Consider the following 13072-nt stretch of genomic DNA (forward strand, 5'->3'; position numbering starts at 1 on the left):
TTGAGGAGAAGTAAAATGGGAACAACACAACCAGAAAAAGCAGGATTTAAGAAAATGGCGCTGGCAGATAGCATGCAAGCCATGGGTATTCTGCCAATTTTAGTTTTAATTGTAATTGTCTTTTCATTTGTTGCACCAAACTTTATGACCGAAGCCAATATGATGAATATTACACGTCAAGCTTCTATTAATATTGTGTTGGCAGCAGGGATGACATTCGTTATTTTGACTGGGGGGATCGACCTTTCTGTTGGCTCAATATTAGGGGTAACTGCCGTTATTGGATTAGTCACTTCATTAAACCCTGCACTAGCAGAGTTTGCGGTACCTTTAGCCCTGTTAGCTGGTTTGGGGATGGGGATTTTCAACGGCCTATTAGTTGCCTTTGCTGGATTACCACCATTCATCGTTACGCTCGGTACTTACACCGCACTTCGTGGTGCAGCTTACCTTGTTGCAGATGGTACAACAGTGATTAACTCAAAAATTTCATTTAGTTGGATTGGTAATGGTTATCTAGGTTCAGTCCCTTGGTTAGTGATTATTGCTTTCGCGACCATCGCAATTTGTTGGTTTATCTTACGCCGCACCACATTAGGTACGCATATTTATGCAGTGGGCGGTAACTTACAAGCAGCACGTTTGACAGGTATCAAAGTGTCTGTGGTTTTAATCTTCGTTTATGCTACCAGTGGCCTATTATCAGGCTTAGGTGGGGTAATGAGTGCATCTCGTTTATACAGCGCCAATGGTAACCTTGGTGTCGGTTATGAACTCGATGCGATTGCAGCTGTTATTTTAGGTGGCACCAGCTTTGTGGGCGGTATCGGTACTATTACAGGTACGCTTATTGGAGCCTTGATTATCGCAACCTTAAATAATGGTATGACATTAATGGGCGTGTCTTATTTCTGGCAACTCGTTATTAAAGGTGGGGTAATCATCGTAGCTGTCTTAATCGATAAATACCGTACCCGTTCAGCTTAAACTTCACTTCAAACTTCAAAGAGGAGAAATTGTAATGAAATTAAAAACCTTAGCTGTATCTTTAATGTTAGCAGTGGCACCTTTTGCGCAAGCAAAAGAGTTAAAATCTATCGGTGTTACTGTAGGGGATCTTGCTAACCCATTCTTCGTGCAAATTGCTAAAGGTGCGGAGTTAAAAGCAAAAGAATTAGCTGGTGACAAAGTGAATGTGGTTTCTGTATCCAGTGGTTATGATTTAGGTCAACAAGTGGCTCAAATTGATAACTTTATTGCTGCGAAAACCGATATGATTATTTTAAATGCGGCGGATTCAAAAGGTATTGGGCCAGCAGTGCAACGTGCACGTGATGCAGGTGTTGTTGTGGTTGCAGTTGACGTAGCTGCGGATGGTGCAGATGCAACAGTAACTTCAAACAACTACCAAGCGGGTGAAATTGCGTGTCAAACTATCGTTGATAAATTAAATGGTAAAGGTAATGTTGTTATCATCAATGGACCACCAGTATCAGCAGTACAAGATCGTGTACAAGGTTGCCAAGATGTGTTTGCTAAACACGCTGACATCAAAGTGTTATCTCACAACCAAAATGCAAAAGGTAGTCGTGAGGGTGGTTTAGAAGTAATGACTTCATTATTAATCGCTCATCCGAAAATTGATGCGGTATTTGCTATCAATGACCCAACAGCAATTGGTGCAGATTTAGCGGCAAAACAAGCACAACGCAATGAATTCTTTATTCTTGGTGTAGATGGCTCGCCAGATGCTGAAGAAGCATTAAAACAAGATGGTACATTATTTATCGGTACACCAGCTCAAGATCCACAAGTGATGGCAGCTGAAGCGGTGAAAATCGGTTACGATATTTTACAAGGTAAACCTGCGCCAAAAGAGCCAGTGTTAATCCCCGTAAGCTTAATTAATCGTGACAATATCAAAGACTATAAAGGTTGGACTGTAAAATAATCGTCTGACACGAGGGACGGTTTATACCGTCCCTTCTTTCTTTTAAGCAATGAATAAATATGAGGTTGTTATGCGTATTGGTATTGATTTAGGTGGTACAAAAATTGAAGTGATCGCTCTGTCTAATGAAGGCGAAGAGTTATTTCGCAAACGAATTGCCACTCCGCGAGGTTCTTATCAGGAAACCTTATTAGCCATTAAAAGTTTAGTGGATGATTCTGAACAGGCAACGGGACAAACGGGGACGGTTGGTATTGGTATTCCTGGAACGGTCTCGCCTTTTAGCCACAAAGTCAAAAATGCCAACTCAGTGTGGTTAAATGGACAACCTTTAGATAAAGATTTGTGTACTCTATTAAATCGTGAAGTACGAGTGGCAAATGATGCTAACTGTATGACAGTTTCCGAGGCGGCAGATGGTGCTGGTGCAGGAAGTGCGGTGGTTTTAGCCTTAATTTTAGGCACTGGCTGTGGTTCGGGTATTGTGATTAATGGTAAGCCACATAATGGTGGTAACGGTATTGGCGGTGAATGGGGACATAATCCATTGCCTTGGCAAGATGAAGAAGAACAAGAAGTGAGCCGAAACAACCAATGCTATTGTGGCAAACATGGTTGTATTGAACAGTTTATTTCAGGCACAGGCTTATGTGATGACTACGAACGCCGTTCTGGAAAACGCCTCAAAGGTAATGAAATTTTAGCACTTTCTGAACAAGGTGATGAGTTAGCAGAACAATCTATTCAAGCCTACGAACGTCGATTAGCTAAATCCTTAGCAGCCTATGTCAATATGCTTGACCCTGATGTCATTGTCTTTGCTGGTGGTGTTTGCAACATTGATCGCCTCTATACAAACGTACCAAAATTAATGCCAAATTATATTTTTGGTAAAGAATTCAATACACCAATTAGAAAAGCAAAACATGGTGACTCGAGCGGTGTACGTGGTGCAGCTTGGTTGTGGCCGTTAGAAAAATAAGCAAAAATCCACCGCACTTTTCTGGTTAAGAGGCGCAATATGAAACGTTCTGAAATTAATCAAATCCTTAACGAAGCAAAAGCGCTTATGCAGCGTTATTGCTTCCATTTACCAAGTTTTGCACATTATCGCTTATCCGATTGGCAGCAAATCGATTTGTCTTCTCAGCAAGAGATCTTGGACGCCCGTCTTGGTTGGGATGTCACCGACTTTAATCTAAATAATTTCACTCAATTTGGCTTAGCCCTCTTTACGCTACGTAATCAGTCAAGCTTGAATAATAAGCCCTACGCTGAAAAAATTATGATGGTCAAAGAGGGGCAAATTACGCCAATGCATTACCATTGGAAGAAAATGGAAGACATCATTAATCGCGGTGGTGGCACCTTAGCCATTCGTTTATATAAGCGAGATGAACAAACCGACTTATTGGATGAGAAAACAGAAATTCAGGTGACTGTTGATGGTAAGCAATTAACGGTTCCTGCGGGTGAGGTTGTCAGATTAGCACCAGGGCAAAGTATTTGTTTACCTCAATTGCTATATCATAGTTTTTGGGCAGAAGGTGATACGGTATTAGCTGGAGAAGTATCAATGGCAAATGATGATTTGACCGATAATCGTTTTTTGGAACCTCTAGGACGTTTTTCTCAAATTGATGAAGATGAACCGCCAATGTATTTGTTATGCAGTGACTACTCAAATTATATAGGAGCTTAAAATGGCATTATTAAATTTACAATCAATACTTGCTGTTGCAAATAAACATAAATTTGCGGTTGGTGCATTTAATGCAATTGATTCTAACTTTGTTGATGCAGTTTTTTCTGCGGCTAAAGAGCAACAATCACCGGTTATTATTAATGTAGCTGAAGTTCATTTACCTTACCTTGATTTAGAATCGACAACGGAATATATCAAGAAAAAAGCGCAAGTAACAGGGGTGCCTGTTTGTTTAAATCTGGATCATGGTTTAACGTTTTCTACCATAGAACGTGCAATTAAATGTGGTTTTTCATCAATTATGTTTGATGGATCGCAATTAAGTTATGAAGAAAATATTGCTCATACGCGTAAGGTGGTCGAGTTATGTAAGAATTATGGTATTTCTGTTGAGGGAGAGTTAGGCGCAGTAGGTGGTGATGAAGGTGGTGCTTTAGAAAGTTGTGCTGATGAAGCGTTATATACCAAAGTTGATCAAGCAGTTGAATTTGTACAAGAAACAGGAATTGATGCTTTAGCGGTTGCTATTGGTAATACACATGGTAAATATAAAGGTGTTCCAAAATTAGATTTCCAACGCTTATCTCAAATTCACCAAGCAGTTTCAGTACCTTTGGTTTTACATGGCGGTTCAGGACTAAGTGTGGAAGATTTCCAAAAAACAATTCAACTTGGTATTTGTAAAATTAACTTTTTCACAGGTATGTCACAATCAGCTTTGCAATGCTTGGAAACGGTGATTAAAACTGCTGAGCTTGAGACCAAATATAATTACTATCCAATGATGATGGAAAATATGCGTAAAGCAATTAGTCATACCGTTGCGGAGCAAATGAATATATTTGGTAGTGTGAATAAGGCTAAGTTATATGACAATGCGTAATGGCATTATAGCGATTGGCAATTTATTAGTTGATCGCGCCTTAGTCATTTCTGATTACCCGAAAGAATCAATGTTAGCAACTATTTCCACAATGGAGCGCCATTGTGGAGGTGGTTGTACTAATGTATTGTTTAATTTGGCTAAACTTGATCCCCAGTTGCCTTTATATTTAGCTGGCGCAATAGGTAAAGATAGTGAAGGGCAGTTTATCTTGGAACAGGCGAGTCAACAAAATCTTAATATAGAAAATGTCGTTAAGTTTGATTTGCCCACCTCCTTTACAGACGTGATGATTAATTCACAAACAGGTGAACGCACATTTTTTCATTATATTGGCGCAATGGCTGAATATGGTGTAGAACAAATAGTGAATATTCAACCCTATGCAAAAATTGCACATATTGCTTATCTCCCTTTATTGCCTAAATTACGACAAATTACATTACTAAAACAAAGTTTAAACTACTTAAGACAACATGGTTTTCTTATTTCTATTGATTTGGTGTCTGTTTCAGATAAGCAGCTTTTTAATCAACAAATATTACCCATTCTTTCTGATATAGATTATCTGATCATTAATGATGTCGAAGCTAAATGGTTAACGAATTGTGAAGATAAAGAATCTAATGTAGCGTTATTGCAACAAATGGCACAGGATTTGATGGCGCGAGGTGTTAGAGAGACTGTGGTTGTGCACCATCCTAAATGGGCTGTCGCAGTAGATAAAAGCAATAAATTAGCGATACAACCTTCCTATTGGTTAGATAAAAGCCAAATTATTAGTACCTTAGGTGCCGGAGATGCTTTTTGTTCAGGAGTGTTGTATGGTTTACATCAACATCTTGATCTCCCTGATATTTTAAAATTAGGGCATGGGATGGCTTATTTCAACCTATTTTCATTATCAGCGACGGGCGGTGCAGTCGATTATACGAAACTACAAGCATTTATTCAGCAATCGGAATGATGTGAATTTTCGCTCATAAAATCTATGAAAAATCCACCGCACTTTTTTATTTCGTGCTAGTATAAGCCAACTTTTTAGCTTAAGAGGATAACAACATGGCTAATCACCCAACACCAGCGGAATTGCAGGCAGAAACCCGAGAAATTATTACAGATCTATTCAATGATGGCAGCGATCCTAACGCGCTTTATATTGTTGAGCATCATGTGGCGCATTATGATTTTGATAAATTAGAAAAAATCGCTGTGGATGCGTTTAAAGCGGGTTATGAGGTTTCTGAAGCGGAAGAATTTGAAGATGATAATGACAAGTTGTTATTCTGCTTTGATATTATTGCCGAGGTGGAATTAAAACCAGAAATTATTGATGCGCAACAAAAAGAACTCTTGCCATTGATTACTAAGCATGGTGGTTTATACGATGGTTGGGGCACTTATTTTGAAGATCCCAATGCAGACGAAGATGAATACGGCGATGATGGCGAATTCTTCGAAGATGAATTTGATGATGAAGAAGAACAAAAATAATTGAATTTTCACCGCACTTTTCGGTCAAAGGAACATCCGTAAAGTGCGGTGATTTTTTTAGGAGTTTTTTATGAAATATAAAGCATTGTGGTTATCCTTGTTGGCATTGCCTTGTTTTGCGCTCGCGACTGATACAGTGAAAGGTGATGAGCCAAAAAATACAGTGCGTTTTAGCGTTGAAGTGGAAAAAAATGTGCCTTTCGATGTATTACAAGTGAAATTGTTTGTGCAGGAAGAAAATGCGGATTTGAAAGCGTTACATAAAACAGTTTCCGATAAAGTGGCACAAGTGTTAGCAAAAATTAAAGCGCAATCAGCGGTTGAAATTAAAAGCAATAATCGTTATACCAATGTGAATTATAACGAAAAAGGGCGTAAAAATGGTTGGTTAGAGCGCGCAGAATTTGTGTTAGAAAGTAAAGATTTTTATGCCTTATCACAATTGATCGAAGAGGTTTCTGATGTGCTTTCTATTGAGAACATTGATTCTATTTTATCTGCGGAAGCGTTGGGTAAATTAGAAGATGATTTATCAAAAGAGGCGTTGGCTAAGTTCCGTCATAAAGCAGATTTAATCAAACAGTCATTACAAGCAAAAGAGTACCACATTTTATCTTTAGATATGCCAAGCTTAAATGAGCCTAATTATGATATGCGTTATAATCGTGCTATGCCTTATGCTGCGGTGTCAATGAGCAGTGAAAAAATGGCAGAGCCTGTGCGATTAGAGGGCGGTAAAGCCAGCGTGAAAGCGCGTGTGGATGCGCAAATTGAGTTAATTGAAAATTAGCTATTTGCGGTGATTTCCGCTAGAATGAACACACTTTTATTTTGAGGAGAATAATATGAAAGTAGCAAAAAATGTTGTGGTAAGCATTGCTTATCAAGTTCGTACAGAAGATGGTGTATTAGTGGATGAAGCACCTGTAAATCAACCGTTAGAATATCTCCAAGGTCATAATAATCTTGTGATTGGTTTGGAAAATGCGTTGGAAGGTAAAGCAGTTGGCGATAAATTTGAAGTGCGTGTTAAACCAGAAGAAGGTTATGGCGAATACAATGAAAATATGGTGCAACGTGTACCAAAAGAAGTGTTCCAAGGTGTTGATGAGTTAGAAGTGGGTATGCGTTTTATTGCGGATACAGATATGGGACCATTACCAGTGATCATCACAGAAGTAGGTGAAAGTGATGTTGTGGTGGACGGTAACCATATGTTAGCGGGTCAAGAACTTTTATTTAATGTAGAAGTTGTAGCAACACGTGAAGCAACCTTAGAAGAAATCGCACATGGTCATATCCACCAAGAAGGTGGTTGTTGTGGTCACCACCATCATGAAGATGAAGGTCATAGTTGCTGTGGCGGTGCACATCACCACCATCATCATGACCATAGACACGGTGGTTGCGGTTGTGGCGGACACCATTAATAAATCCTTCCATTAATTAGATAAAGCCGAAATGACATGCGTTATTTCGGCTTTAATTATGTTTATTTCAGTAATTTTTTGATCAAATTCTGAGTGAATAATATACTTTTTTCAAAAAAATTTATAATATTGCGTAGTTGTAAACTTAAGCGGAAATTTTTTATGAAAAAGACAAAACTAGCCCTAATACTTTCTAATATCTTCTTCCTATTGCAATTTGCCTATGCTGATATGTTTGCTGAAGGAACTGTGCTTGAAAAACCTGATAAGCCAATCATTGGTGATGCTTTAGCTGGTAAGCAAGCTGATTCTGGTGGATATTATAGTTTTGGCGATCTGTATATTGGTCCTGGACCTTCTGGGAAGGTCATAGTAAATAATGGTACGAAGTTAAAAACAGGTGAAATTCATGTTGGAAATAATGGAACAGGTGATGGTACATTAATAGTTGATGGTGCTGGTACAAAAATTGAAATTATTAATAATCGTTTAAATGTGGGAGGTTCATCTTCCAAAGGTACGCTTTATGTGACAAATGGTGCTGAATTAATCCAATCTAATGCTGTACATGATAATAATTATTTTGGATATGATACACCAAATGGGCCAGCACCCAAAACTGCTCGTATTTATGTTCAAGGTAAAGATTCAAAAATTACCTTAAATTTAGGACAACGAGGAATATCAACTTTAGACAGTGAAGTGTATTTAGAAGATGGTGGTACCCTTGAGATTAATGGTAAGTGGCAAGTATGGTTAGATAAAGTGTTTAATCGCAGTGGAAATTTGATTGTTCAAAAACCATTAATTGTTAGAAATTTACAAATAGGTAGTGATGATGGCACAAAAGGGGGAGCTGTTAATTTTGCAGAAGGTATCACTATATGGGCCAACTTAGTTGTAAATAAATTGGCTGAAGAAAAAATTATTTTGCCTCTCAATGGCGAATCCATATCTATTCAGCATAATGCTAATGAATCTCTGTTTTTGTTTAAAAATAGTGATAAAGCGATCACGACTGGATTGCTCAGAATCAATAAAGGCACAGTAGGTATTGAAGATCAAAATACGTTTGATAGTTTTAAAACTTCATACTTAATAGATTTAAAACCTAGTGCTACCTTCTCATTAACCAATATTGGAAAAACAGATCCCGCAGCTGTAGGTGCTACGGATGTTAAAGCAAAAAACTTTGAGCATTTAGGTATATTAGATTTAGCAGATGGTACCAATTCGCCGAAATTCACAGAATTTACTGTTGAAAATTATAAAGGTGGTGGTTTGCTTTTAGTGGATTCTTTATGGAATAAAGATACTCAAACTTCGGGTACGGATACCTTGCATATTAAAGGTAATATTAATCCAGATGGTATCACCACAGTAAAAACTAAAAATGGCATATGGGGCGATATTACACAAACCACAGAAGAGCAGTTCTTATCATTACCTGTTGTGAAGGTAGCGAGCGAACACGCAAATAATTTATTTGTTGGTAAATCCCCTACGCAAAACGGTGGCGAAGCGCAATTATTAAAAATCGGCAATGATTATTATTGGTCGTTAAAGGCAAGATTGCCAGACCCAGTAGTGCCAAATAAACCAGAGGTAACACCGGACAATCCACCGGTAGTGCCAAATAAACCAGAGGTAAAACCGAATAATCCACCGATAGTGCCGAATAATCCTATTGTCACTCCGGAACCACCGAGAGAACCGCAATATGTTGATATCATTGCCCAACCAGTTGTGGCTTATGCTCAATTACCATTTGTAAATCGCCAAATGGGATTAGACCAATTAGGTAAATTGCATGAACGAGTGGGAGAACAACGTCATCTTACACAAAATCATGCGGTTGCTAGTCAGCAGCTTTGGGGCCGCCTCAACTATAGCGCGGATGATTTCCAAGGAATGAACCGTTTTGGCGCGAAAGTGCGGTCTGGTTTTATGCAGTTTGGTAAAGATTTATCTTTCAAACTCAATGAAGATAAAAGTCAAGAGCATGCAGGCGTAATGTTTACTTACGGTTGGGCGAAAAGCCATTTATTTGATAAATACCGTGCAGAAAATGGACTGGTTGTAGCAGATAAATTTACTGGTACAGCGAAAACAGATATGTTCTCATTAGGTGGATACTACACCTATTATGCAGCCAATGGTTTCTATATTGATACTGTAGGGCAAGTTTCTTGGTTACAAAACCGCTATGACAGCAAAGGCGTTCAGGCAGACCAAAATGGTTATGGTTTGGGTGCTTCCGTTGAAATCGGTAAACGTTTCCCATTAAGAAATCCAGAATTAGTGTTTGAACCGCAAGCGCAATTAAGCTACCAACGTGTTTGGTTAGACGGTTTCACTGATGGAACGCTAAAAGTGAAACGAACCGCACAAGACAGCCTTGTGGGTCGATTAGGATTTAGATTGAGCTGGAACCAGTCGTTGGAAGATAATAAAGCGCATCTTTATGTTACAGCGAACTTATTACAAACCTTAAAAGGCAGAGAAAGTGAAATTACCGTTGGTAATAAAACGTACGAAGAACGTTTTGGTGATTTAGCTGCTGAATTTGGTATTGGAGGTCAATATCCAATTACAGAGCGTTTGACCATTTACGGTGATGTACGTCATGTGATTGGTATTGGTGATAAAAACCATGTTTATCGCAGTTCACCAATGTCACGCAAAGCTTATCAAGGTCGTATAGGTATTCGTTATTCTTGGTAATAACCACAATTGCAAAAGCCATCATAATTATGATGGCTTTTTTATCATCTTACAAAAATTGGCTATCACTAAAGTGCGGTGTTTTTTATTAGAATTTACCTTTCTTTTACAATCAATTCATCGCCTTTGTTGCATAAATTTTGTAGAATAAGCCGACTATTTTAAATTTATACTGAAGATTATTATGAAAAAAACAAAACTAGCCATTTTACTTTCTAGCCTTTTCTTTGTGTCGGAATTGAGTTATGCCGATATGATTATTGAGGGCAATGTCGCGAATGTTGGGAATGGAATATCTGATAAACAACCTGATGCAGAGGGATATTACCACTTTGGAGATATGTATGTTGGTCCTGGTAGCAAAGGCATTCTTACTGTAAATCAAGGCACAAAATTAAAAACAGGTGAAATTCACGTTGGGAATCATTCAACAGGTGATGGTACATTAATAGTTGATGGTGCTGGTACTAGAATTGAAATTATTGGTAACCGTTTGAATGTCGGTGGATCTGGCTCTAAAGGCAAACTTTATATTCGAAATGGTGCAGTATTAGTCCAATCTAATGCTAGATCTGATGATAATTATTTTGGTTATCACGGTGGTGAAGCTCTTATTGAGGTTGAAGGAGAAAGTTCAAAGCTTATTTTAAATTTAGGAAGATTGGTAATAAGACCAGAAGATCAATATGGAATTCGTACCAATAATTCAAAGATATATTTAAAAGATGGCGGCACGATGGAAATCAATGATTTCGCACCGCTATTTGCATTGCCTTATGTAGAAAATAATGGTTCATTAATCGCACAAAAAGCATTAAGAGTAAAAGAGCTATATATTGGTAATGATCAGCGAGGTGGTTATTTTAATTTTGGCGGAGGTCTTTCCGTATTTAATAAAGTCGTCATTAATAAACTCACGGAAGAAACAGCCACTTTACCTTTAAATACTTGTGATTACCGTTGCTCAATTATACATAATGCTGATGAGTCGCTTGTGCTTTTGAAGAACGGAAGTCGAGGTATTTCTCCTGCATTATTAGAAATTAATAAAGGCAAAGTGATTATTGATGATCAAAATACCTTTGATACTTTCAAAGCAGAAGCTTTAAATTTAAAACCTAATGCTACCTTCTCATTAACCAATATTGGAAAAACAGATCCCGCAGCTGTAGGTGCTACAGATGTCAAAGCAAAAAACTTTGAGCATTTAGGTATATTAGATTTAGCAGATGGCACCAATTCGCCGAAATTCACAGAATTTACTGTTGAAAATTATAAAGGTGGTGGTTTGCTTTTAGTGGATTCCGTATGGAATAAAGATACACAAACTTCAGCTACGGATACCTTGCATATTAAAGGTAATATTAATCCAGATGGTATCACCACAGTTAAAACTAAAAATGGCATATGGGGTGATATTACACAAACCACAGAAGATCAGTTCTTATCATTACCCGTTGTTAAGGTAGCGAGCGAACACGCAAATAATTTATTTGTTGGTAAATCCCCTACGCAAAACGGTGGCGAAGCGCAATTATTGAAAATTGGCAATGATTATTATTGGTCGTTAAAGGCAAGATTGCCAGCCCCAGTAGTGCCAAATAAACCAGAGGTAACACCGGACAATCCACCGGTAGTGCCAAATAAACCAGAGGTAAAACCGAATAATCCACCGGTAACGCCAAATACGCCAGAGGTAAAACCGAATAATCCACCGATAGTGCCGAATAATCCTATTGTCACTCCGGAACCACCGAGAGAACCGCAATATGTTGATATCATTGCCCAACCAGTTGTGGCTTATGCTCAATTACCATTTGTAAATCGCCAAATGGGATTAGACCAATTAGGTAAATTGCATGAACGAGTGGGAGAACAACGTCATCTTACACAAAATCATGCGGTTGCTAGTCAGCAGCTTTGGGGCCGCCTCAACTATAGCGCGGATGATTTCCAAGGAATGAACCGTTTTGGCGCGAAAGTGCGGTCTGGTTTTATGCAGTTTGGTAAAGATTTATCTTTCAAACTCAATGAAGATAAAAGTCAAGAGCATGCAGGCGTAATGTTTACTTACGGTTGGGCGAAAAGCCATTTATTTGATAAATACCGTGCAGAAAATGGACTGGTTGTAGCAGATAAATTTACTGGTACAGCGAAAACAGATATGTTCTCATTAGGTGGATACTACACCTATTATGCAGCCAATGGTTTCTATATTGATACTGTAGGGCAAGTTTCTTGGTTACAAAACCGCTATGACAGCAAAGGGGTTCAGGCAGACCAAAATGGTTATGGTTTGGGTGCTTCCGTTGAAATCGGTAAACGTTTCCCATTAAGAAATCCAGAATTAGTGTTTGAACCGCAAGCGCAATTAAGCTACCAACGTGTTTGGTTAGACGGTTTCACTGATGGAACGCTAAAAGTGAAACGAACCGCACAAGACAGCCTTGTGGGTCGATTAGGATTTAGATTGAGCTGGAACCAGTCGTTGGAAGATAATAAAGCGCATCTTTATGTTACAGCGAACTTATTACAAACCTTAAAAGGCAGAGAAAGTGAAATTACCGTTGGTAATAAAACGTACGAAGAACGTTTTGGTGATTTAGCTGCTGAATTTGGTATTGGAGGTCAATATCCAATTACAGAGCGTTTGACCATTTACGGTGATGTACGTCATGTGATTGGTATTGGTGATAAAAACCATGTTTATCGCAGTTCGCCAATGTCACGCAAAGCTTATCAAGGTCGTATAGGTATTCGTTATTCTTGGTAATAACCACAATTGCAAAAGCCATCATAATTATGATGGCTTTTTTATCGTCTTACAAAAACTGGCTATCACTAAAGTACGGTGTTTTTTATTAGAATTTACCTTTCTTTTACAA

General features: G+C 38.4%; 11 protein-coding genes. All 11 read left to right on the plus strand.

Features of this window, described 5'->3' with window-relative positions:
* The first annotated feature begins 15 nt into the window (after window positions 1–15).
* Entirely contained in the window at window positions 16–987 is a 972-nt protein-coding gene (locus ACUXZ4_RS01945; RefSeq protein WP_464973378.1) for an ABC transporter permease subunit, read from the plus strand.
* Between the two features lie 34 nt (window positions 988–1021).
* A complete protein-coding gene (locus ACUXZ4_RS01950; protein ID WP_464973379.1) occupies window positions 1022–1951 on the plus strand; it encodes an ABC transporter substrate-binding protein in 930 nt (309 codons plus the stop codon).
* Between the two features lie 70 nt (window positions 1952–2021).
* A complete protein-coding gene (gene mak / locus ACUXZ4_RS01955; RefSeq protein WP_464973380.1) occupies window positions 2022–2933 on the plus strand; it encodes a fructokinase in 912 nt (303 codons plus the stop codon).
* A gap of 39 nt (window positions 2934–2972) precedes the next feature.
* On the plus strand, window positions 2973–3653 hold the full coding sequence (locus ACUXZ4_RS01960; protein ID WP_464973381.1) for a D-lyxose/D-mannose family sugar isomerase: 681 nt from the start codon (window positions 2973–2975) through the stop codon (window positions 3651–3653).
* 1 nt (window position 3654) lies between these two features.
* On the plus strand, window positions 3655–4539 hold the full coding sequence (locus tag ACUXZ4_RS01965) for a ketose 1,6-bisphosphate aldolase (protein WP_464973382.1): 885 nt from the start codon (window positions 3655–3657) through the stop codon (window positions 4537–4539).
* A complete protein-coding gene (locus ACUXZ4_RS01970; RefSeq protein ID WP_464973383.1) occupies window positions 4526–5506 on the plus strand; it encodes a carbohydrate kinase family protein in 981 nt (326 codons plus the stop codon). Before ACUXZ4_RS01965 ends, ACUXZ4_RS01970 begins: the two co-directional genes overlap by 14 nt.
* Window positions 5507–5601: 95 nt before the next feature.
* On the plus strand, window positions 5602–6033 hold the full coding sequence (rraB, locus tag ACUXZ4_RS01975; RefSeq protein ID WP_464973384.1) for a ribonuclease E inhibitor RraB: 432 nt from the start codon (window positions 5602–5604) through the stop codon (window positions 6031–6033).
* A gap of 70 nt (window positions 6034–6103) precedes the next feature.
* Window positions 6104–6823: an SIMPL domain-containing protein gene (locus ACUXZ4_RS01980; protein WP_464973385.1), complete on the plus strand. Its 720-nt coding sequence runs from the start codon at window positions 6104–6106 to the stop codon at window positions 6821–6823.
* A 55-nt stretch (window positions 6824–6878) separates the two neighbouring features.
* Window positions 6879–7463: a peptidylprolyl isomerase gene (slyD, locus tag ACUXZ4_RS01985; RefSeq protein WP_464973386.1), complete on the plus strand. Its 585-nt coding sequence runs from the start codon at window positions 6879–6881 to the stop codon at window positions 7461–7463.
* Between the two features lie 162 nt (window positions 7464–7625).
* Window positions 7626–10187 (plus strand): autotransporter family protein, encoded by a 2562-nt coding sequence (locus ACUXZ4_RS01990; RefSeq protein WP_464973387.1) that lies wholly within the window; start codon window positions 7626–7628, stop codon window positions 10185–10187.
* 184 nt (window positions 10188–10371) lie between these two features.
* Window positions 10372–12960: an autotransporter family protein gene (locus tag ACUXZ4_RS01995; protein ID WP_464973388.1), complete on the plus strand. Its 2589-nt coding sequence runs from the start codon at window positions 10372–10374 to the stop codon at window positions 12958–12960.
* The last annotated feature ends 112 nt before the right edge of the window (window positions 12961–13072 follow it).

It is taken from the genome of Reella acinonychis, from assembly GCF_052828705.1.